This is a genomic window from Lactiplantibacillus argentoratensis, from assembly GCF_037290055.1.
Classification (GTDB): domain Bacteria; phylum Bacillota; class Bacilli; order Lactobacillales; family Lactobacillaceae; genus Lactiplantibacillus; species Lactiplantibacillus plantarum.
In genome coordinates this window covers 2354727-2377566 of sequence record NZ_CP147647.1, presented here as the reverse complement: position 1 = coordinate 2377566, position 22840 = coordinate 2354727, and the positions used below count along the sequence as shown (strand labels likewise).

Below are 22840 nucleotides of genomic sequence, written 5' to 3'. Positions count from 1 at the left end.
TTTTATTAACGTCTAATTTTTAACTGTCACCACTTGCCACGTCTTAGGAATTGTAAACAAATATTGGCGTTGAACAATTTTTGTCTTGGTATTTCCTAGGCTGAATAACACGTGTGTCAGGTGATTTTTGAACTGCCAAGTCGTGGTCTTTAGTTGAACCTGCGCGGGTGAACCGCTAGTCAGTTTAGTTGTTGTGGTGGTTGCGGTCACCGTGTGACTGACTTTAGTGGCGGCTGCAACCCGGTAACTGATGACGCGTTCAGACCCTGTTCCGAGTTGCTGGACCCGCAACGCTACTTGTTTGGATTTTAGCGGGGCTAAGTCTTGAATCTGCGTGCGGGTGACCTCGTGCATGCCCCAATGGTAATTGTCGTTTAGGACGAGGGCGATGAGGCTAGTGGCAATAATGAGGCCACTAATGATAATGGCAATGAGACGGTTACGGCCTGCCGGTGAAAAAATCATCGTGCCAGCAAAGACAAAGGTTGCCAGAATTAGTAAGACAATGATCATGCGGCATCATCCTCCTGACTAATGGTTTTTGAATGATTGGCTTTTAAGAAGAAGGTAATCCCAAAGCCAATCGCACAAAAAATGAGTGAGACAACGAACGCCATGTGATAACCAGTTAAGGTTGCGGTGATTCCGTCCTGACGGTATTTCAAAGGTGCCTGTGTCAGTAATTGATGTCCCGGCATTTGCCACTTAGCGACGCTGGAGTAGACACTGATTAAAACGGCCGTCCCCATTGAAGCTGCGACTTGACGTAGGGTGTTGTTGGCGGCGGTCCCATGGGAAATCAGCCGGAAAGGTAACGCATTGATCCCGGTCGTTGTGACGGGCATGGTAACCATGGTCAGGCCAAACATCCGAATGGCGTAAACAACGATGATCCATAAGATTGGGGTCGTGGCACTAATTGATAGGAAGAAAGCAGTTCCTAGCGTTAGGAGTAACATCCCCGTCATTGCTAGTCTGCGGGCACCGATATGGTCAAAGATGCGACCAGTAATGGGGCTCATAATCCCCATCATGATTGCGCCAGGTAATAAAATCAATCCAGAGTCCATTGCTGAACGACCGAGGACCGTTTGAATATACATTGGCAAAATCATTTCGACGCCCATCATAGCCATGTAAGCGAGGGCGGTCAGGATTGCGGATAGGGTGAAAGCCGGAATCTTGAAGACACGTAATTCCAATAATGGCTGATCCATGTGAAGTTGCCGCCAGACGAATAGACCAATGAAAATCAGACCAATGACTAAAGTTGTGAGAACGACTGGGTCGCCCCAACCAGCATTACCAACGGATGAAAAGCCGTATAACATACTGCCAAAACCAATTGTTGAGATCAAGACTGACCACCAATCAATTGGTTGTTTGGAAGTTGGTAAGACTTTCCGTAAAGTGAAGAATGAAACGATGATGACTAGAATATTGATTGGCAGGATGAATAAGAAGAGTGCCCGCCAGGAATAGTTATCAATAATCCAGCCAGAGAGTGTCGGTCCGATGGCGGGTGCTAAGCCAATAACAATTCCGGCTGTCCCCATTGCGGAACCCCGTTTTTCGGGTGGATAAACTGAAGACATGATTGTTTGAAACACTGGGGCGGAAATTCCGACGCCCATTGCTTGAATCATTCGGGCAATCAGCAACATCTGAAAGTTGACGGCAAAGTACGCCAGCGTAGTTCCCAGACCAAAAATAAGCATGGCTGTTAAGTACAAATACTTGGAATTGATTCGGGTCAGTAACCAGGCACTGACGGGAATCATGATTCCCATGATTAACATGAAACCAGTGGTCAACCACTGAACGGCGGTTGCTGAAATATGAAAATCGGCCATTAACGTTGGAAAAGCTGTCGTTAATAGTGTTTGGGTAATGAAGGTGGTGAACGTCCCGACAAGTAAAGTCAATACAAGCCAAGTCCGGTGATAGGGCTGGCCGTTGGCATCAAGCGGCAACGTTGAATTTTGAGTTGGCATAATACCGTCCTTTCTTTTATAAATTCTGTAATAATGCACAATCAATAAGTATATCACGATGCAAGTCCTAGGCCTATTAATTGGTACTGGGGCGGTCTGCTGAGTGTTCGGTGTCGTGGTAAAATGAAATAGATAATATTAGTTAATTTGTGGTGAGTCGTGCTAATGATAGCCAGCACAATTCATCGACATTCAGTAAGGAAGCTAAAAAATATGACCAAAAAATATTTAACATTTGATTGTTACGGGACGTTAATTAATACTGAGCCGCTGTATCAATGGGTGGCTAATTTAGGATTGGCGGTTGGTTTAGACCCACTAACGGTTCGCAAAGCCTACGCGACTTATGAGGACGATCCTGCCAGTGTCAATCCTTATCTAGATTATTCAACATTAGTCCGGGCTGATCTTAAGCATTTAGATCGATTGTTTGAACAGAGACACTTCTTTGAAAGTCATTACGTTGAATGCTTGGAAGTGCAACGACACCTATTACCATACGCCGATGTTATACCGACCTTAATAGCCTGGCAGCAATTGGGCTATCAATTGATTATTATGTCGAATTCTTCCTGGGATATCATGCCGGCCAACATTGCTGCTTTAAAGGTGTCGTTCACAGCGGTTGTTACGGCTGAAGACATTCAAGCTTACAAACCAGCGTTAGCTTTCTTTGAAACGGTTCAAGAGCGTTTTAAGTTAACGGCAGATAATCATTGGCATATTGCACGTGGCTATGAATCCGATGTTGTTCCAGCCAGTGCTATGCAGTGGCCGATGATTTGGATTAATCGTGATCAGCGACAACCGACTAGTTCTGAACGGCCGACCCATATGGTTACTGATTTGGCCGCTGCTAAGCAGTGGGTTAACTAGGCGTGCGCGGTAGTGTCCCCGTTGATCAACAGTTAAAACACTGGTTGATCATCAGGGCTGAACAAGCTTTCTAATTTTGACTAAGCTGTTAAATCTCAAAATTGGAAAGGAAATTAACGTGAATTCAAAATCTTTAAATAAAAGTACGGTCCTATTAATGGCGATCTCCGCGGCCATTGTAGTGGCTAATATTAATTATATTCAACCGATTGAGGCGGACATTGCGCAACAGTTTAATCTCCCAAACGCCGTTATTGGCGCGGTGGCAATGCTGACGCAGTTAGGCTATGCCTTCGGGTTGCTCTTAATTGTACCCATGGGTGATATCATGAATCGCCGAATGTTGATTATGCGCTTACTGGTACTCGCAATCATTTCAGCGTTACTAGCCTTCGTGGCTCCCAATATTTGGGTGTACGCCTTGGCAAGCTTACTGATTGGGATAACCTCAGTGGCACCACAAGTTATTATTCCGTACGCCGGCTTTCTCGCACCTCGTAATCAGCGTGGTCAAGTCTTGGGCAACGTCCTGAGTGGCTTGCTCGTGGGGGTTCTCTTGTCACGAACTGTCAGTGGGGTACTTGCGAGCTATTTGCCTTGGCAGATGGTCTATCTGATTGCCGCTATCTTGATTGCAGGATTGTGGCTCGTCTTGTGGCGAAAATTACCGCATGATCCCGTGACGACACATACCACGAATTATAAAGCCATGATTCAGACAGTACCTCAGTTAGTAAAACGCTATCCGGTTTTGCGAGCGTCGGCTGTTAACGGATTTGTCTTGTTTGGTGTTTCTAATATTTTCTGGGCAACCCTCGTCTTTTACTTGCAACATCAATACGGGTGGGGAAGTCGTGAAGCTGGTCTGCTTGCGTTGCTAGGTGTTACCGGTGTGTTAGCAGCCCCTTTAATTGGCCGTCTAGCTGATCGTTTTCGGCCCCGAACGATTATCGGCTTGGGTCTAGTGTTATCAACATTAGCCTACGTAGTGTTTTGGCTGAGTGGTACGCATTTGGTGGGGTTAATTATTGGTATTGTCATTCTTGATTTAGGTACTCAATTCGGGCAGGTCGCGAATCAGACACGGATTCAAAGCATTGATGTCCATGCCAGTAGCCGTTTCAATTCGGTATTCATGTTTGGCTACTTCATGGGTGGCGCCCTAGGTTCATTTTGTGGCAACGTCTTATGGGATTTAGCTGGTTGGAACGGCGTCTGCGGGTTAGCGGTCGTCGTGTTAATGATTGGCTTTTATGCCCACTTTGTTCATTATCCACGGGTGGTGACACGACAAGCGCAACATTAGCAGTGTATTAGTTAATCGGTCATGAATCATGATTGAAACGTGTCAAGTTTAGATTGTTGTTCGTCAGCCGGTGTGCGTCCTATTCCGACCTCCGGGGCTGGGTGCCAATTGCTGGAACGCAGCCGACGTCGATTTGAGCTAACGCATAACCCGCGTCATCTCAAATACGAGTCTTATTCTAAGCCGGAAGAAAATCACTTCCGACTAAGAATAATTTGGCTACTGAGCATTGTCACCCAGCCCCTACAGTCGGGAACCCGCTCGAATGGCTAATGAACGGCCACTTAACTTAGCACAATCTGTTGTTGGCTATTTTGATACGGGAACTTTAAACGAAACGTTAGGGTTGTATTAACCACTTTGTCGAGACGGCCAATTATTACGATGTTGATTGAGGAATAGTGAGACATCCTAATATCATTTTCACCCTGATAGTTGATTGATAAAATTATTGTTTATGAAAAACAATGACGAATTTACCAAAAGTTGGGTACGCACATGTCCGCCATTCGAACACTGTCCCGACTGGAAGGCGTTTCGGCCAATACTCAGCACTGCAAGAGTGTGAGGTTCAGACGAGTTGAGACTGAGGATTAGCCTAGCTAGGGCGTTAAGCGGTGAATTTCCGCTTGGCGTCATAGCGTAGCTAACCGCAAGTCTCAGTCTGACCCGAACACGTTTCACCAATATGGCATTAAAGCGTGGAAGACCAGTATTTAAGACGTGGGCTTCGGCTTAAATCTGTGTCCACCGCGTTCCAGCAATTGGCAGAAATGCCTGGAAGTCGGCGTAGGACGAACTTGAAAAGCATGTTTACGCCCACTCGCACCTATTTCCAGCGGTTTTTAGCTGGCCGTTTTTGAACTCCCGGTTTGTAAAATTAAGTTAGAAATTTAAAAAGCCATTTGTGATAGACTTTTGAGTGTCAAAATCAAAAGAAAGGCTGATCACAAATGACCTATACTCATCTTACCATAGACGAACTTGCCACAATTTATTCTTTTTGGAAACTCGGTAAAAAGGCTTATCTAGTGGCCCCAGCGCTCCATCGGAGTGCTGAAACTGTGTATCGTATTTATCGGTTTCTTGACGCTGGCGGTACGATTATTGATTACCAATGCCACTATCGAAAGCATAAACAACATTGTGGGCGTAAACCAATTCAACTACGCCCTGATGAACTGGCCTATATTCAAGCCAAAACTCAAGCTGGTTGGCAACCAGATACCATTATTAATCGCCAAGAACGGGCTTTCAGCTGTGGGGTTCGAACCCTTTACCGCCTTTTCAAACGCGGTGTTTTGGGGTTGTCGACCAAAGATTTACCGATGCACGGCAAACGGCACCCTAATGGTTACATTGAACGCCGTGGGAAAGCGGGTCAATTGGGCAGGGATTTAAAGAATCGTTATCAGGACTATCCTAATTTTAATCAAGAATTCGGCCATTTAGAAGGTGACACGGTTCAAGGTAAAAACCATCAGGGTGCGGTAACCACGCTGGTTGAACGACAAACTAAGGTCGCAATTGTGCTGAATTCGCATACCAAGTCGGCACACGATGTCAATCGTAGTTTAGCAGGATGGCTTTCGAAGCTGCCACGACACCTATTTAAGTCAATTACGTTTGACAATGGTAAGGAGTTCGCCGGTTGGCGAACCATTGCTAACCAATTTGATTTAAATATTTACTTTGCCGCTGTCGGAGCACCCAATCAACGTGGTTTAAATGAGAACACCAATGGTCTGCTGCGTAAAGATGGTTTACGTCACAATCTTATTATGGACCAGCTATCAGATAGATTTGTTCAAGCAGTTGCCAGTCGACGAAACCACATCCCACGAAAAAGTTTGGGTTACCAGACACCTCTGGAAGCATTCATCAGTCAGATTACAGATGAACAGTTAAAAAATTTCTAACTTAATTTGACAATTCGGGACTTAAAAAACGACACGTTTTAATCATGATTAATCCTAAAATGACTAGCACGATACCTGTTGTTAAGTAGGCTGTTGATGTTTGTGTAATAACTTAATGATTGGTATAGGCGCTGGCAGTAGGGGACAGTTAATTAATATGAAGTATGCTGATGATGAGCTTAATGAATATTAACCATAATTGGCGTTGAACTTAATATTAGTCGTAAATCAATTAAAAGGATTGTATTTCAGAGAAAATGGTCTAAACTCTAATTATTCATGTTAGAAGATGTAACATGAAATCTAAATAAGAGGGTTTTGCTATGCGAATTGAAGCTGATTGTATTGGTAAGTTAGCTGTTCCGGATGATGCTTTGTATGGAATTCATACGTTACGTGCCGTTCATAATTTTCCGATTACGACGGAATTGATGCATCCACTGATCATGCAAAGTCTTGTTCAAATCAAGAAAGCGGCGGCCAGTGTGAATGCGGCTGCCGGAACTTTGTCTAATGATAAGGCACACGCCATTATTGCGGCATGTAATCAGTTACTACTGGGGCGTTACGCGGATAACTTCATTGTGCCAGCGATTCAGGGGGGTGCTGGGACCTCGGCTAACATGAACGTCAATGAAGTGGTGGCTAATTTGGCTCACCGGTTGATGCCGGCAGTTGCCGTTCATCCCAATGATGATGTTAATCAATCACAATCAACCAATGATACTTTTCCAACGGCCGGTAAAATGGCGCTTTGCATGCAACTCCCAGGACTATTAACGGCACTCAGCCGGTTGGTACAAACGTTACTGGTTAAATCGCAGCGTTATCAAGATGCCATCAAAGTTGGCCGAACTCAGCTTGAAGATGCGGTACCGACGACGTACGGGCGGACCTTTCATGCTTATTACCAATTATTCAAGCGTGATTTGACCCGTGTACGGCAGGCGGGCGAACATCTCCGAATCGTAAATTTGGGTGGGACTGCAATCGGTACCGGCATCAACGCGACTCACACGTATCAACAGCAGATTTTAGTGAAATTAAATCAAAATACTGATTTAGATTTAGTAGCCGCACCAGACTTGATCGATGCAACGCAAAACTGCGATTTGTTCGTGGAATTCTCTGCGGCCATGAAGACGTTAGCCGTTGACCTTTCCAAGTTTAGCAATGACTTAAGATTGCTGGCGAGCGGCCCACAAGCTGGCTTTGGTGAATTGAATTTGCCCGCGCAGCAAGCAGGCTCTTCTATTATGCCAGGTAAAATCAATCCGGTTATTCCGGAGGTTGTTAACCAAGTTGCGTTTGAAGTGATTGGTCACGACACGACGGTAACAATGGCAGCGGAAGCGGGCCAATTGGAATTAAACGCTTTTGAACCAATTATGTTACGGGCATTGCTAGCCAGTGAGCAGCATTTACAGCAGGCCTTGACTACATTAGTCGATCACTGTGTGCGGCAATTGACGGTCAATCGCCAACGCTGTGCAGATCAAGTGGCACATTCGGCCATTACGGCAACTGTTTTGGCGCCATACCTTGGTTACGAGACGACTACCGCGCTGATTAAAGAAGCGCTCACCACTAACCAAGCAATTCCTGAATTATTACATCGACGTCGCTTGCTTAGCGATGATTTGGTCGAGCAGCTGTTTTCACCGGCCGGACTAACTCAGCCACGTCCAGAGGTTATTGAACAACTACGAGCGGTTGCAAAGTAGCCACTGTTTTGCAGTGCAATTCATGGCTGAGATAGGCTAGTGCTGAAGGTTGACACCAGCCAATTTAAAGCCAATGGACGTCGCACGGCTTAGCACAACCCCAAGTTAGCGCGCTTTCTGCCAATTACTAAAACGCAGTGGATCCAAGTTTAAGCCGTATCTCAAATGCTAGTCATTAAAAATGAGTCACCAGAATGAAAAATTCTGATGGCTCATTTTTAGTTGCCGTTTACTTAGTCTTAACTAAAAGCAGCGAGGCACATTAGTGTAAGTTGACCAAAGCAAAAACGATTGGAATGGTAACGACACTTAAAATCGTTGAGATGCTCATTAGGGCAACGGCTGGCCCGGGATCACCGTGGACTTTGAGCGAGAACAAGACGACGATTCCGGCGACTGGGCAAGCAGCCATTAACACTGTGGTGAATAATGGGATGCCAGTGATACCCATTAGCTGGAGGACAACAATCGCCAAGTATGGAAACAATAAATTGCGCAATAAGATGACTAACCAAAGACGTTTATCGAGTGTTGCACGGTTAAGTTTAACGTCTGCCAAACTATTCCCAATAACGATCATGGACAGGGGTGTGTTGACCGAACTGACATATTTAATAGCGCTATTGGCAATCGTTGGCAGTTGCAGCGAGGTTACGAAGATCAGTAGCCCAACAACAATGGCGATGATATTCGGATTAAAGACGATCTGTTTAAGATTATCCCGCCGATTGCCCTGTTGTCCGGTGAAGAGGGTGATACCGTGAGTCCAGCTAAAAATATTGAAGGCCGCTAACGAGGCAACAGCATAGAATACGCCAGTTGCACCGAATAGGGAGCTGGTTAATGGAATCCCCATAAAACCGGCATTAGAATATACGGCACCGTAACGCATAATGCGACGCAAATTCTGGTCAGAGACACGTTTGAATAGTAATTGCGTCACAATAATCATGAGCACATAAATGATCACAATTCCAGCAATGACCCGGGCTAACATTTGTAAGCGGTCGGCTGAAAATGTCTTTTCAAAGGCTTGAATAATCAAGCAAGGTGACACAATGTATAACAGGATGTTGGTTAAATCAGTTGAAGTCTGGGCATGCATGAAGCCGAGCTTGTTAACGAGCAGGCCGACGAGCATGAGAATGAACATCAAAATGATTTGACTAGTTAGTTGCGTTAAATTCATTTACTTCAGTCCAATAAATTAGAATACTCTCATTATTGAGGCTTGGCCTGAACTTTGTCAAGATTCATTTAGGCCGGATGATGCGCCTGGACAATATCCACGTGATGTTTGAGATGGGGAAATACATGATGATCGGACCACCCCATGATGGCACCTTGAGCAATTAGGGCAAAGGCCGTCCCGAAGCCAATGGCGCGCAAATGACCTGTGGCGAAGAATGAAACGACGATAATCGTCAGAGGTGGCAAATAACTAGTCCACTGGGCAATAATAGCGGAACCATGTAAAAACCGAAAGCGTAAGATATACGATAAATCATCGTTCGGATGCTGAATTAAATTACAACGCTGGTAAATCGAGACGGCGGCCGCAACGCCTAATAGCCCAAGCACGTTTAGAATCAAGCGTGGTAACAGGGGCAGGGCGGGAATCTGTAGCCAATCCCAAAAGTAGCCGATAAATTGGACCAGGTAACTAAAGGGCACGATATAGAGCAAGTTGGAGATAAACCGCCGCCGATCAAAGTGACCTAACAGAAGTTGGTTGAGAATCGTGACAACCACACCGTACAGTAATAAGGTGGTTCCTAATGAAATATGGGTCCAGTCAGCTAGATTAACGCTGGAGCCAGTCCAGACGGCGCTGCCTAGGCTGGTGGCGATGGTGAGCGCGTTGGCAGCAGAATTCAGAATAATGGAAAAGACTAAAAAACCAAAACGTTGACGAAAATCAGGAATGTTCAACACGACTAAGCGACCTTTCAGTTAACAGTATATGAGTTATTATAACCGCTTTCATAAGTAGATGTCACGGCTAGACTCATAAAAATATGCTATACTAATTGCACAATAGATTTTACGGTTGAAGGACACTTCAAGAATTCGGACTACTTTTGGGTTGGGTAGTCAGAGCTTGCAGTGCCCTTTTTTAGGAGGTTTTTAATGGATTACGTTGGTAGTTTAGCGTTGATTTTAATTGTTACGGCGGTTGCGGGTCACCTGAGTGTCCGAATGGGCCTACCCGCGGTGATTGGCCAATTGTTAAGTGGAATTATACTTGGTCCAGCCGTATTAGGTTGGGTCTCAGCAACAAGTTTTATCAAAGACTTCGCGGAGCTTGGCGTGATTATTTTAATGTTCATGGCCGGCTTAGAGAGCGATTTGAAATTGCTGAAGAAGTATTGGCGTCCTAGTTTGTTAGTTGCGGTCCTGGGGGTCATTCTACCCGTTGCGGTGATTGACTGGTGTAGCCAACTATTTCACCTTAACGCCACTGAAAGTTTGTTCTTGGGCGTAACCTTCGCGGCCACATCGGTTTCGATTTCAGTCGCGGTTCTCAAAGAGTTAGGCGCTCTCGATGGTAAAGAAGGAACGACGATTTTAGGTGCAGCGGTCGTTGATGACGTCCTGGCTGTTTTGATTCTGAGTTTGATGATCAGCTTATTTGGCAGTGAAGTCAGTGGTGGCGGTAGTCATGCCTCAACCAACTTGGGACTCTCGCTGGCGATTCAGTTGGCGTTCTTTGTGGCGCTGTACTTTGTGGTCAAGTGGGTGGTGCCACATTTAATGGCCGTGGGGAATGCCCTACTGGTTCCAACCTCCATCACGCTGATGTCACTAGTGATTTGTTTTGGACTCTCATACTTAGCGGACGCAATCGGTTTAAGTGCTGTGATTGGCGCGTTCTTTGCCGGTATCGCCGTTGGTCAGACGGACTATCATGAAGTTATCGATGAGCATATTCAACCCATTGGTAATGCTGTATTTATCCCAGTCTTTTTCGTTAGTATTGGGCTGAATATGTCATTCAATGGTTTCTTGAACGATTTTTGGTTCATCGTTGTGATTACCGTTGCGGCAATTGCCACTAAGCTCATTGGTGCCGGGGGCGGCGCACGGTTAGCGGGTTTTAATTGGTTAAGCGGCTATGAGATTGGCGCCGGCATGGTGTCACGTGGGGAGATGGCCCTGATCATTGCACAGATAGGTTATCAAGGTAAATTACTATCAGCTGATCGTTATTCGGCAGTCATCACAGCAATCATTTTAACGACGCTGATTGCACCGCTATTACTTCGTCAGGCGGTTAAACGCCAACGTGAAGCTTAAAGCAATTGAAAATCCCAACTTGTTTGCGTGTTGCAAACGGGCTGGGATTTTTTAATCACGACATTATTCAGTTGTTAAACGTTGATAGTGGACTTCGGCGAGCTGACCATATCGATTGGTGTCAACTAATTCAAAGCGCTGTTGCTGGTCAATTGCTTTAAATAAGGGAATACCATCACCCAAAATGACCGGTGCAATCTGAATGTAGAGTTCATCAACTAAATCAGCAGCTAATAACGGCATTAAGACGCCAGCACCGCCCACAATCCAAATATTTTGGCCAGTGGCACGGCGCAAGTCTTCGACGATTTCCGTGACGGGCGTGTTGGTGAACTGTGTGCGTTCATCGCCGGTGTGGGGGTGGGAAGTCATGACAATATTGTGGGTCGCCGGATTATATGGATTAATGAGTTGATCAGTGGTTTGTTCCATCGTGTATTCGTAAGTATGGCGGCCCATGATGGCGGTATCAACTTGCTGCATAAATGCTTCGGTGGGGGCATCGTTGGCACCAGCTGTTTTGAACAGCCAGTCCAGCCGATTATCCTTAGTGGCTAAACAACCGTCAATTGAAATGGCCCCATAAAACTGAACTTTACGCATGATTCGACACCTACTTTATCTTTAGTAGTCATATTGTACCATGTTTTCCTGTCATTCACTTGCTGAACTCCGGTAAAAGTTCAGTAACATAATTAAATAATTGGTTCGAAATGGGAGGTGGGAAACTACTTAAGGTGTCGCTGGGAGCGTATGAATACTGCAAATAATGATGTTGCGGGGCTAATGGGGATGAGTATTCACAGCGGGTTAAGCAGGTCGTGGTGATCATTGTCGGAGAAGTAGCATGCGGCAATCAAGATGTGAGTCGGAGTAACGATTGGTGGTTTTCAAGGGCCCCACCGTCCGCTATAATTGGATTAGCATTTCATCACATACAGTTTGACCTAATTAGGCGAGCTGGCCTGGTTCGTAAACTTCCCAGGATAAAAAACCAAGAACTTCAGTTATCGGAGGTAAGAGAATGAATGCGACGCGTAACGTTATTATTGACTGTGATCCCGGGATCGATGATAGTTTAGCACTATTATTGGCGCTTAAATCACCGGCACTTAATGTGATTGGGATTACAATTGTTTGTGGGAACGTGCCAACCCATATCGGTGCGGAAAATGCACTGAAAATTTTAGATTTGGCTGATCGATTGGATATTCCAGTCTATTTGGGCGCTAATCGCCCATTGGAAGTCGCCTATACGAGTGCGCAAGACACCCACGGCGATGATGGTTTAGGGAATAGTCAGATTCCAGCGGTAACGGCGGTACGACCGATTCAAGATGCCGCTGGTTTTATTGAAGAGACGCTGATTGAAGCACCTGATACTTCGATTTTAGCGTTGGGACCGTTGACGAACATTGCAACGGTACTGCAACGTGATCCACGCTTATTTGAACAAGTCGATCAATTTACACTGATGGGTGGAAGTTATCGGAGTCACGGGAATTGTTCGCCAGTAGCTGAATACAACTTCTGGTGTGACCCGGATGCGGCCAAGGTCGTCTTTGACTTGATGCCTGTTCCCATTCAGATGGTTGGTTTAGACGTCACGCGTAACATCGTGTTGACACCCAGTTTATTAACGTATATTAAAGACGTCAATCCAGCAATGGGGGCGTTTGTTGAGAAAATTACAACCTTCTATTTTGACTTTCATTGGGAATATGAACGGGTTATTGGTTGTGTGATCAATGATCCGTTGGCCGTGGCCGGAATGCTTGACCCAACGATTCTGAGTGGCTTTGAAAGCTACACGACGGTTGTGACGGATGGTATCGCGCGTGGGCAGTCAATCGTGGATGATCATGATTTCTGGCACAACACACCCAATAGTCAAATCATGACGAAGGTTGACGTCGTAGCTTTTTGGCGGTTGTTCTTAACGACTGTGGTCGGTGCGGCTGATCCTGATTTAACGCAAGTCTTGCACCAATTGGTGAGTGCATGAAGAGAATAAAAACGCGGGCAATTACGTTATTGGCGCTCTGCATTGCCCTGAATATTGTTGGCAGTAACATTGCCTTGATGTTAAAATTACCGATTTATTTAGATTCAATTGGTACCGTTTTGGCTGCTGCTGTGTTTGGACCACTGGGTGGAATGTTGGCCGGGGGTGCCACCGGAGTTATCGTGGGTGCGACGACAGACCTGTACTCGCTGTTCTTCATGCCCGTTCAACTGCTGACTGGGTTAGTTGCTGGTCTGCTATATCGGCGAATCAAGCCGGGCACGTGGCGGTCAAATTGGTGGCTAGCTGGTGTTATTTCACTTCCCGGAACACTTTTATCCACGGCGATTACGGTCATCTTATTTCATGGCATCACATCGTCTGGTTCGAGCATGCTAGTCCAATTATTATTAGGTACCGGTATGGGCAAAACGATGGCCGTCTTCTTGATACAAGTGGGAACGGATTATTTAGATCGGTTTATCACAGTGTACGTGGTCGCACTTGTTTACCGCGCATTGCGATATAAATTGCCGCAAGCTAATTAGTTGAACGGATGACTAAATCTAAGCATGTTTACGCTAACTCGCACTTTTTCCAGCGGGCCGAAGCAGGCTGTCTTTGAGCTTGGTAAACTCTAGCTTTCGATTTGTAGTACCTGATAAGTTGTGTGAATATGAACAATAAAAATGACCTCGCAGGAATATTATTGCGAGGTCATTTTTGTTGTTATGAGGTTAAAGTGCAGTGGTCAATATCGCTACGAATCGCGGCGACTCATCTTACCATCTTCAATTTGATAGACCACGTCACAGTCATCAATTAGCCGCTGGTCATGGGTCACCATTACGATGGCCTTTTGGTGCTGATGAGCTTCGTTGACGAGGCGCTTGACGACGTCGATGGAGCGGGGCGTGTCCAGGCTGGCGGTCGGTTCGTCTGCGAGAATGACGCTTGGATCATTGTAAAGAGCGCGGGCGATGGCAACACGTTGGCGTTCACCACCGGAGAGGTCACTTGGGTAGGCATCCCGAACTTCAGTAAGGGCTAACTCTGCTAGTAATTCATCGGTGCCTGCTTGATCAAATTTGCGCCGGGCCATTTTATCGACGAGCTTGAACTGTTCACGAACCGTCAGGAATGGAATCAGATTGGAACTCTGCAAGATAAAGCCAATTTCATTGAAACGGTAGGCTAAGCGCTGTTTTTCCGTTTGATTCGATAGTGGTTGTCCGTTCAGAATAACTTGACCACTTGTTGGCGTTTGTAAACCGGCAGCAATCGTCAAAAAGGTGGATTTACCTGAGCCAGAGGGGCCGATAATCGCGACGAATTGGCCAGCACTGACTTCGAAATTGGCATCAGTCAAAGCGTTAACAGCGGTATGACCGTGACCAAATTGTTTATTAATATTTTGTAAGGCTAAAACTGGTTGACTCATTGATATCATCCTCCTTATCCAATGGCAACGACGGGGTCAATCTTGGCGACAGTCCGCCATGAGAGTAAGGCACCGACGACTGCAGCTAACAAGAGAGCCACACTATAAATACCAAATTGTGGCCAGTCAATGGCGAATGGTAATCCGGCGGGCATGATTTGCGCGAGGCCTAACGTAATTAGAAGGCCGATGCCGATACCAATGATTGCCATGACGACACTTTGGGTGAGTAGGGCAGCCAAGATGTGTTTGGTACCAATACCTTGTACTTTTAAGACCCCGAACAAGGCTTGTTTTTGAAGGGTCAGAACGAACATGAAAATTCCAATCACGGCTAGGGCAATTGCGAACAAGAAGTAAATCATCGTGTTGAGTGTCAACTGCTCAGCGCTGTATCCTGGTAATTTTTCAATAAACGTGGCAATTGATAAACGTTGCATGTTGCCATGATGTTGAGTCTTGAAATGACTCTTTTTAGTCACAAAGGCGTTGACCGGTTGTTGATCGCCACTGGTGATGGGATTACCTTTGAGACGATTGAGCGTGGCAACGTCCGTGTAGACCGTTGGCGCAATACTATAGGTACTAGCTTTGAAAGTACCGACGATTGTTACCTTTTGATCAGTGGTCCCAATGCGAACTTTCTGACCAATCCGATAGCCTTTGTCTTTTAATCCCGCGGAAATCAATAATTGATTCTTGCCGTTGATTCGGTGTCCTGAGATGACTTTTGGCATCAGAAAACTATCGTGAGTGGTCCCAAAAGCGCTAGCGTTAGTCTTTTGACCATTACTGGCAGTTCGTAAAGTACCGGACAGACTAGCTAAGGGTGCGACGTCCTGACCTTTGATTCGATCTTGGTCTGCTAGTTTTAATTGGGATGCTGACAGTGTCTGATTCGCATCTTCGTTCAAATAAACTGTTTGAGCATGCCACTGGTCAACAGCCTGACGATTACCATTGGATAACCCGTTAGCAAGGCCCGCTAACATAAAGACGACGAGGGCAATTAGTAGCAAAACCCCGCTAAGTAGCCCATATCTGAGTTTTTCGTGGGCCATTTCTTTTAAGCCTAAATACATGTCAATTCCTCCCTTTTAATTTCATTTATCAAGTGATAAATCAATGTGGTAATCGTATCACGTTCATTTTTGTAAATCAAATTTTTTATTTAATTACCAGGCTAAATTATTTCGAAATGGGTACCAAGGCTGGTATGATTAATTTATTGAATAGAGAGGCAGGTAATTATTAATGGTGAACAAGCAGTTCAATCATCGGGCCGCAGTTATTGCTGGTGTGACTGGTGGTGTGATTTCTGGTTTAGTTAAGTTAGGGTGGGAGAATATCCTACCGCCACGAACGCCACAGCGGGATCAAACGAATCCCCCACAACAATTATTGCAACAAATTGGGATTCCCGCCAGCGTTACGCATGCAACGTATTCATATTCTGGTCATGATTTACCAGGTGTCAGCTATGTCATGCATTTCGGATTCTCAACGACCTTTGCTGTGGCCTATAGTTTATGGGCTCGCAAGCACCCCCGGGCAAAAGGTGGCAGCAGCGCGTTGTATGGGTTAGGTATCTGGACAGCCTTTCACCATGGTATCTTGCCAGCACTGGGGACCGTTCCCGCTGCGAAGGATCAACCAATGACCGAACACGTGTCAGAAGCCATTGGGCATGTTTTATGGATGTGGACCGCTGATTGGGTTAGTGCCGCTGTCTATGACCGGATGACCCGTTCCAAATAGCGGTTTAAATCGGTTAGTGAGTGACGACATGATGAAGTGTCGTAATCGCAACCGTTGAATAAAGTTTTTGCTTAAAAAACTAGCTTGGTTAGGAATGATTACAACTGCTAACCAAGCTAGTTTTAATTGTCGCTATTTTGGTTAATGTTCGGATTCTGATGGTAACGGAAATAGTGATTCACCGCGACAATCACGTGATTATGAGGAAAGCAACTGAGATTAACGTCTATTACAATGGGACCATTTGATTTTAATGATTGATTTTTTAATTTAATTCTCATATTGACTGAAAATGTGCTAAAATATTAATATTGTGTGCAATGTTTCATAAAAACATCCATAAATGAGAATGGGGCGGAAGTAGCTTGGAAAAGCAGGGAAAGATGAAGCGGTATCGCCAGTTCCGATTGAGCTTGGGCTGGCAGATCTTAATTGGGCTAGTGCTTGGAATTGTATTAGGGGTCGTCTTTTATGGCAATAAAACGGCGATTACTGCGATGCAAAACATCGGGACGATGTTCATCAGTCTGATTCAAATGATCGTTTTACCAATCGTGGTGGCATGTCTGATTACCGGGATTGCTAATATGGGCGACCTCAAAAAGCTAGGTCGGATCGGTGGTAAAACCATTATCTATTTCGAAATCATGACGACGATTGCGATCGCCTTAGGGTTGTTAATGGGTAACATTTTTCACCCTGGTGACTATATCGATATTCATCAACTACATGCGTCGAATATTAGTCAGTATGTGCAAACCGCTAAGACGGTCTCACACAATGGTATTTGGTCCACGGTCATGGGCATTATCCCGACTAACGTCTTTAAATCATTGTCAGCTGGTGACATGATTCCAGTCATCTTTTTTGCCGTTTTCTTTGGTTTAGGGACGGCGGCTATTGGCGAACAAGGCAAAATTATTCTGGACTTTATGAACGCTGTCGCCGAAGCTATGTTCAAAGTGACGAACTGGGTCATGCACACGGCTCCGATTGGCGTCTGTGCCTTAATTGGGGTAACGGTCGCTGAAATGGGCTTGAAGGCGCTGGCCCCTTTAGGCTATTTCATTATTCTTGCTTATATTACCATGGCAATCTTTATTGTGGTTGTGATGGGCATTGTTGGTAAGTTATTCGGTTTAAATATTTGGCACCTACTACGGGTCATTCGTGATGAAATGGTGCTTGGCTTTTCAACGGCGAGTTCTGAAGCGGCCCTGCCCCGCATTATCGATAAGATGGGGAAATACGGTGTTAGTGAAGGGATTGTCTCATTTGTGATCCCAACTGGGTATACGTTTAACTTAGATGGTTCCGCAATTTATCAATCGTTAGCGGCGCTTTTCTTAGCTCAGGCTTATGGGATTCACCTGTCCCTCAGCCAACAGATCACTTTATTGATTGTACTTATGATTACGTCAAAGGGGATTGCTGGTGTGCCGGGGGCTTCGTTTGTTGTCTTATTGGCGACGATTTCAACGATTGGCGTGCCAGTACAAGGGCTCGCCTTTATTGCGGGAATCGACCGGCTAGTTGACATGGGACGAACCGTGGTTAACGTGGTCGGCAATTCATTAGCTGCGGTAATTATCGGTAAGTCAGAACATGAATTTGATACGGCCAAAAGTGATCAGTATTTAGCTGAGATTCGGGCGGGGCATGCGCGCGCAATTACGAAATAATTGAAAACAGCTCTGTCAGTTAGTTCTGCATTAATAATGCGATGGCGATGGTCACTGATGATTGATAGGCCCAAAAGTTGTATTTCAGAAATTAATTTCTGAAATGCAACTTTTTTTATGATATCTTATTCTGGTTACAGCAATTACTTCAGCGATTAAGTTATGATAAGACCTATAGGGGAGGATGGCGATCGGATGACAACTGATTTTTCGATTGGGCAACTCGCACAGTTATTTGATATCCCAGTGGCGACTTTACGCTATTATGACGAGATTGGGTTATTGACGCCGGCACGAGTCAATCCGCATAGTCACTACCGATATTATGGGACGCCTCAGTTCGAACGGTTGAGTACCATTAAATATTTGCGAGCACTCGGCTTACCATTAGCTACGATTGCCGATTTTTTTGCGGCCCGTGAACTGTCCAAGCTGACGAGTATGTTAACGACCCAACAGCAGCAGGTTGAGGCGCAATTGCGATTATTAACGGCGGTACAACAACGGATCAATACACGCTTGGCCCAGATTAAAACGGCCCAAAGTGCCAATTTTGATGTGACTGAATGCGTGACGTTACCTGAAAGAGCGATGGTGGCTTTACGTCAGCCTTATCGCCCTCAAGATGATATTGAACTTGTTATTGCTAAGCTACGCGCACAGACCGGCGCGACGAACGAAATCTTTCTCGGCAAGGTTGCGCTGATGCTCGACCAGCAAGCCATCCAAGCCGGACATTTTGACCGCTATGCGGGAATTTGTTTATTATTTGAACCGGGTGATACGGTGCCACCCCATCAAGAACACTTGGCGGCTGGTAGCTATGCGCAGCGGATTTTTCACGGCACTCATTTGGATGCCCCGATGCAGTATCGACAATTGTTAGCGGATTGTCGTGCTCACGGCTGGCACGTGGCGGGAACAGCTATTGAGACAGCACTGATTGATTATGGGATTACAGATCAGGTTGCACAGTCGGTGACGCAGATACAATTACCAATCAAGGCTTGACCCTCAAGTAACTTTAGACTTTATACTAAATGATAATTAATTATTTTAAATTGAAATAAGCGCTAAGGATTAAGCTATTGATTAGGAGTGGCGATATGATTGGGACGATTTTTAATACGAGTATGATTTTAGCCGGGTGCTTAGTCGGCAGTATTTTTAAGAAAGGAATCAAACCGGCCTACCATGCGATATTATTACAAGCGTTAGGGCTGGCGGCTTGTGTCATCGGCATTAATGCGGTCGTGCAACGGATGCCGCAGAGTAAGTACCCGGTGCTTTTTATTGTGAGCTTGGCGATTGGTGGATTAATTGGTCAAGCTTTGGATATTCAAGGGAATTTTGACCGCTGGGTGGGCCGTTTGGCGGGTGGCAACTTAGCGGAAGGCCTAGCGACTGCGGTGTTACTGTACTGTATTGGATCGTTATCGATTTTGGGGCCGATTGAGGCAGCCTTAAAGCATGATTACACCTTTTTATTTACGAATGGCATGTTAGATGGCATCACGTCGATCGTATTAGCATCCACTTTCGGATTTGGCATCGCGATTGCGGCGGGCGTCTTATTTTGTTGGCAGGGGAGCCTGTATGTTTTAGCATTAATTTTGAAAGGTGCATTGAGTGCAGCGTTACTGAATGAAATTACCATTGTTGGTGGTATCTTGATTCTAGCATCCGGCTTAGGCATGTTGAAAATCAAGCAATTCAGTACGTTGAACCTATTACCAGCCTTGCTAGTGCCACCAATCGTAATTAGCGTGATGCAATTATTTTAACTAGTGGGCCAATGGTGAAGTCAATTAAGTCTTTTGATTGATAAAGTAAAAGCCACCAACTTAGGACAATCAGTGAAAGCTGATCATTTTAAGTTGGTGGCTTTGTGTATAATGCATCGATTTGAGAGATTGGCATTAAATATGGTTAAAACGGACTGTTTAACTGGATTGTTTTCCGTCAGCCGGTGCGCGTCCTATGCCGACCTCCGGGGCTGGGTGCCAATTGCTGGAACGCAGCCGACGTCGATTTGAGCTAACGCCCAACCCGCGTCATCTCAAATACGAGTCTTATTCTAAGCCAGAAGCAACCCACTTCCGACTAAGAATAATTTGGCTACTGAGCATTGTCACCCAGCCCCTCCAGTCTCAAGCCTGTGAGGGGCCACGGGTTGAAGCCGCTCGAATGGCTGATGAACGACCACCGAACTTAGCACAATCTATCGTTGGCTATTTTGATACTGGAACTTCAAACAAAGTGTTAGGTGCATTAGCACTTTGTCGAGAGATTACATCTTACTACACCAATTCAGGATTAGTGAGCTATCTCAATATCACTTTCAGTCTGACAGTTGATTGACAAAGTTATTGTTTATGAAAAACAATGACGAATTCACCAAAAGTTGGGTCCGCACATGTCCGCCATTCGAACACTATCCCGACTGGAAGGCGTTTCGGCCAATGCTCAGCGGTGAAATTCCATTTAGCAAGTGTCCTTGGCTTGGTTAGTGGAAGACCAGTATTTAAGACATGGTCTGCGGCTTAAATCTGTGTCCACCGCGTTCCAGCAATTGGCCGAAATGCCTGGAAGTCGGCGTAGGACGCGTCAACTAGGCAATTTTATGCTTACTCGACTTTTTTCCAGCGGGCCTAAGCTGGTTGCTTTTGATTTAAAAAGTAGTCCGTTTTAACCATAATTCACGCCAACACGCACAATAGATGTCAAAGTAAGACACCGGTTAGATTAAGTGGTGTTTGATGCTGAAGAGTTGACGATTGCGTTCCAGATGACGGTGAATGTGATCGATGAGGACGTCGTGCGACCAATCGGTAGTTGTGTTAAGTGGCGGAACGGGAAAACGTTCATCGATATCGATTGTCGGTGGCGTGATGGCACAGTTGGCGACTAGGGCGATGGCGAGGCTCGTAGGTGTGTGCTGGTACATGAGGTCATTTCGAATCGCAAACCTGATGTGCTGCTGGTTGGCTAGTTTAACGTAGCGATTCAGGATGTCTTCATCTAGTAAGCCATGTAAGAGTAACTGGTAATCAGGATGGGCCACCATTTCACTTTTTAGTTCGGTTGAGTAGTCACGCATGAGTGCTTGGGTGAAAGTAATGCCCACATCGATTCGTTCGTGAAACGTGCCAAGGTTACGGTGTTGTTCATCCGGATGTAGTACAGGGGCCCCGAATATTGCGGATTGTAAGTGTTTATCCATTTGGTCTTCAGAATTAGCCATGCCGGTCAGGTCCTTTCACAATTAACCATAAGATTTAACTACTTTTACTACTATTGTAATAAAGAAAGCGCTTTAATCAACATAAAATTTTCTAAAGCTGATTAGAAGTTACATCTTTGGATGCCACTAGGCTTGAAACGGATGACAGATAATTAAGGACGCAACGGATTTGCCGGGGCCAATTTAATGCTGTTTTGAAAACAAGGACTCGGTGCTTCATAAAATAAAGAAGGTGCCCAGAATTAGGAAAGGTGGCTTCATCGGCAAATAACGAATATTCAAGGCCATTTTGGGAAAAGCCAGCCTCGGCCAGACAATCTCAATTATAATCTAAGTAACGGTCAGGGCTAATTTAACAAATTGATAATAAGGTTACTAATATATCAATAAACTGATTAAAGCAGTGTGTTGCTTAATGATTAACCAGGCTAACCTTAATCCTTGTCAGCATTGACTTACGGCTGATTATACAAGTCTTTTTTTTAAGATTGTAAAGGTGTATTATTGATTCGTCCATGGTATGATACTACATAGTATGTTAGTAAAGTAGTCAATCAAATTAAAAGAGAAACGGATGGTAACAAATGCCAAGACATTTACGGAAGCGGCGCCGGTCATGGACGCTGATCATAATTGCCATGGTGCTTTTGGGGGTCATTGGATTTACAAGCACACAAGTTTCTGACTGGATTGATGCATCGTTTACAACTAAACAAACGGATGCAGCTAAGTCTAGTTCCCAAACGAAGCCCAAGTCGGTCAATCAGGTCAAGTTGGACGTCCCGCTAGTGAATCAAATGACAACACCACGTTTATATAATGGTTGTGAGGTCACATCGCTGACGATGTTGATGAATTACGCGCATATTAATGTCACCAAGAATGAATTGGCGGCAAAGATTACGAGTGTACCACTCACTTATAGTGATGGCGAACATGGTAATCCAGAATATGGGTTTGTTGGGGATATTACTGGTAACAATCCTGGGTTAGGTGTTTATCATAAACCAATCTATAAATTGGCGAAAACTGAGACGAGCCATGTGAAGGACTTAACTGGGTCAAACTTTGATACTGTGATTGAACAGTTAGAACAGGGCCGGCCCGTTTGGACGATTACGACTGCTTCGTTTGCACCGGTCAGCACGATGCAAACTTGGCAGACACCACAGGGCTCCGTTAAAGTGACTTATGATATGCACAGCGTGGTCATTGTTGGCTTTAACCGGACTAAAAAGTTGATTTATGTTAACAATCCGTACGGAGAAAAACAGCAGGCAGTCAGCTGGAAGAATTTTGAGGCTGCTTATAATCAGATGGGCAAGCAAGCCATTGTTCTGACGTTACCACATTAGTTAGTTAACAACATGCTATTGTGAACCAATTAGTTTAAGCAACTAATCTTGGTCAAGATGAGCCAAAATCTTGATGAGGGTTAGTTGTTTTTTTTGTAGCGGCGCTTGCGAATGAAATGAGGGCGATGCCCGGTAATACGGGCAGTTTGGCTGCCGCAAATTAGTTTGAGAATGGGTGATTGCGAAACTGTTGTAACCAAACTGTAATCCAAATATCAGCCTTTCCGGAGTTGTTCATA

Annotated in this window: 21 protein-coding genes and 1 riboswitch; of the genes, 13 read left to right on the top strand and 8 right to left on the bottom strand. The window is 45.1% G+C overall.

All coding sequences use genetic code 11. The features are described from left to right. Positions 1-12 precede the first annotated feature (12 nt). Entirely contained in the window at positions 13-513 is a 501-nt protein-coding gene (locus tag V7R88_RS11465) for a DUF4811 domain-containing protein (protein WP_003644815.1), read from the bottom strand. Beyond that, on the bottom strand, positions 510-1994 hold the full coding sequence (locus V7R88_RS11460) for an MDR family MFS transporter (RefSeq protein ID WP_011101931.1): 1485 nt from the start codon (positions 1992-1994) through the stop codon (positions 510-512). The genes V7R88_RS11465 and V7R88_RS11460 overlap by 4 nt, the downstream gene beginning before the upstream one ends. Before the next feature lie 213 nt (positions 1995-2207). On the opposite strand from V7R88_RS11460, the gene V7R88_RS11455 reads away from it, so the two are divergent. The 4 genes from V7R88_RS11455 (at position 2208) to V7R88_RS11440 (ending at position 7819) form a co-directional block, all read left to right on the top strand. Beyond that, entirely contained in the window at positions 2208-2870 is a 663-nt protein-coding gene (locus tag V7R88_RS11455) for an HAD family hydrolase (RefSeq protein WP_054395830.1), read from the top strand. 118 nt (positions 2871-2988) lie between these two features. Beyond that, on the top strand, positions 2989-4176 hold the full coding sequence (locus V7R88_RS11450; RefSeq protein WP_011101930.1) for an MFS transporter: 1188 nt from the start codon (positions 2989-2991) through the stop codon (positions 4174-4176). A 953-nt stretch (positions 4177-5129) separates the two neighbouring features. Beyond that, positions 5130-6095, top strand: a complete 966-nt coding sequence (locus V7R88_RS11445; protein WP_033609918.1) for an IS30 family transposase — start codon at positions 5130-5132, stop codon at positions 6093-6095. Positions 6096-6418: 323 nt separating this feature from the next. Beyond that, positions 6419-7819 carry an aspartate ammonia-lyase gene (locus tag V7R88_RS11440; protein WP_011101929.1) on the top strand — a complete coding sequence of 467 codons (1401 nt, stop codon included), beginning with the start codon at positions 6419-6421 and terminating at the stop codon, positions 7817-7819. Between the two features lie 262 nt (positions 7820-8081). Here the strand turns inward: V7R88_RS11440 and V7R88_RS11435 are convergent, their stop codons facing one another. Together V7R88_RS11435 and V7R88_RS11430 are read right to left on the bottom strand one after the other, a co-directional pair. Beyond that, the gene (locus tag V7R88_RS11435) at positions 8082-9008 is read right to left on the bottom strand and encodes an AEC family transporter (protein WP_003644751.1); all 927 of its coding nucleotides are present in this window, start codon (positions 9006-9008) and stop codon (positions 8082-8084) included. A gap of 68 nt (positions 9009-9076) precedes the next feature. Next, positions 9077-9754 carry a YczE/YyaS/YitT family protein gene (locus V7R88_RS11430; protein ID WP_003642110.1) on the bottom strand — a complete coding sequence of 226 codons (678 nt, stop codon included), beginning with the start codon at positions 9752-9754 and terminating at the stop codon, positions 9077-9079. 195 nt (positions 9755-9949) lie between these two features. Between V7R88_RS11430 and V7R88_RS11425 the strand changes: the two genes are divergently transcribed. Continuing rightward, a complete protein-coding gene (locus tag V7R88_RS11425; protein WP_054395828.1) occupies positions 9950-11116 on the top strand; it encodes a cation:proton antiporter in 1167 nt (388 codons plus the stop codon). Positions 11117-11179: 63 nt separating this feature from the next. On the opposite strand, the gene V7R88_RS11420 is transcribed toward V7R88_RS11425, so the two are convergent. Next, positions 11180-11719 (bottom strand): dihydrofolate reductase family protein, encoded by a 540-nt coding sequence (locus V7R88_RS11420; protein WP_054395826.1) that lies wholly within the window; start codon positions 11717-11719, stop codon positions 11180-11182. Positions 11720-12075: 356 nt separating this feature from the next. Further along, positions 12076-12120, top strand: a riboswitch (PreQ1 riboswitch). Positions 12121-12140: 20 nt separating this feature from the next. On the opposite strand from V7R88_RS11420, the gene V7R88_RS11415 reads away from it, so the two are divergent. Together V7R88_RS11415 and V7R88_RS11410 are read left to right on the top strand one after the other, a co-directional pair. After that, positions 12141-13121, top strand: a complete 981-nt coding sequence (locus V7R88_RS11415) for a nucleoside hydrolase (RefSeq protein WP_054395824.1) — start codon at positions 12141-12143, stop codon at positions 13119-13121. Further along, complete coding sequence (locus V7R88_RS11410) at positions 13118-13669, top strand: ECF transporter S component (RefSeq protein ID WP_003642106.1); 552 nt, start codon at positions 13118-13120, stop codon at positions 13667-13669. Before V7R88_RS11415 ends, V7R88_RS11410 begins: the two co-directional genes overlap by 4 nt. Positions 13670-13881: 212 nt before the next feature. On the opposite strand, the gene V7R88_RS11405 is transcribed toward V7R88_RS11410, so the two are convergent. Continuing rightward, positions 13882-14562, bottom strand: a complete 681-nt coding sequence (locus V7R88_RS11405) for an ABC transporter ATP-binding protein (protein ID WP_054395823.1) — start codon at positions 14560-14562, stop codon at positions 13882-13884. Positions 14563-14576: 14 nt separating this feature from the next. Next, positions 14577-15644 (bottom strand): ABC transporter permease, encoded by a 1068-nt coding sequence (locus V7R88_RS11400; protein WP_054395820.1) that lies wholly within the window; start codon positions 15642-15644, stop codon positions 14577-14579. A gap of 172 nt (positions 15645-15816) precedes the next feature. On the opposite strand from V7R88_RS11400, the gene V7R88_RS11395 reads away from it, so the two are divergent. The 5 genes from V7R88_RS11395 (at position 15817) to V7R88_RS11375 (ending at position 20363) form a co-directional block, all read left to right on the top strand. Continuing rightward, positions 15817-16320, top strand: coding sequence for a YagU family protein (locus tag V7R88_RS11395; protein ID WP_003642103.1), 504 nt, complete (start codon positions 15817-15819; stop codon positions 16318-16320). Positions 16321-16703: 383 nt separating this feature from the next. Continuing rightward, positions 16704-18002: a cation:dicarboxylate symporter family transporter gene (locus V7R88_RS11390; RefSeq protein WP_003644750.1), complete on the top strand. Its 1299-nt coding sequence runs from the start codon at positions 16704-16706 to the stop codon at positions 18000-18002. 195 nt (positions 18003-18197) lie between these two features. After that, positions 18198-19013, top strand: coding sequence for a MerR family transcriptional regulator (locus V7R88_RS11385; protein WP_024002475.1), 816 nt, complete (start codon positions 18198-18200; stop codon positions 19011-19013). Positions 19014-19108: 95 nt separating this feature from the next. Beyond that, a complete protein-coding gene (locus tag V7R88_RS11380) occupies positions 19109-19786 on the top strand; it encodes a DUF554 domain-containing protein (protein WP_054395819.1) in 678 nt (225 codons plus the stop codon). Positions 19787-20189: 403 nt separating this feature from the next. Continuing rightward, a complete protein-coding gene (locus V7R88_RS11375; protein WP_003642098.1) occupies positions 20190-20363 on the top strand; it encodes a hypothetical protein in 174 nt (57 codons plus the stop codon). A gap of 379 nt (positions 20364-20742) precedes the next feature. Here the strand turns inward: V7R88_RS11375 and V7R88_RS11370 are convergent, their stop codons facing one another. Next, positions 20743-21246 (bottom strand): YueI family protein, encoded by a 504-nt coding sequence (locus V7R88_RS11370; protein ID WP_054395816.1) that lies wholly within the window; start codon positions 21244-21246, stop codon positions 20743-20745. A gap of 584 nt (positions 21247-21830) precedes the next feature. On the opposite strand from V7R88_RS11370, the gene V7R88_RS11365 reads away from it, so the two are divergent. After that, positions 21831-22601: a C39 family peptidase gene (locus V7R88_RS11365; RefSeq protein ID WP_054395814.1), complete on the top strand. Its 771-nt coding sequence runs from the start codon at positions 21831-21833 to the stop codon at positions 22599-22601. Positions 22602-22840 lie beyond the last annotated feature (239 nt).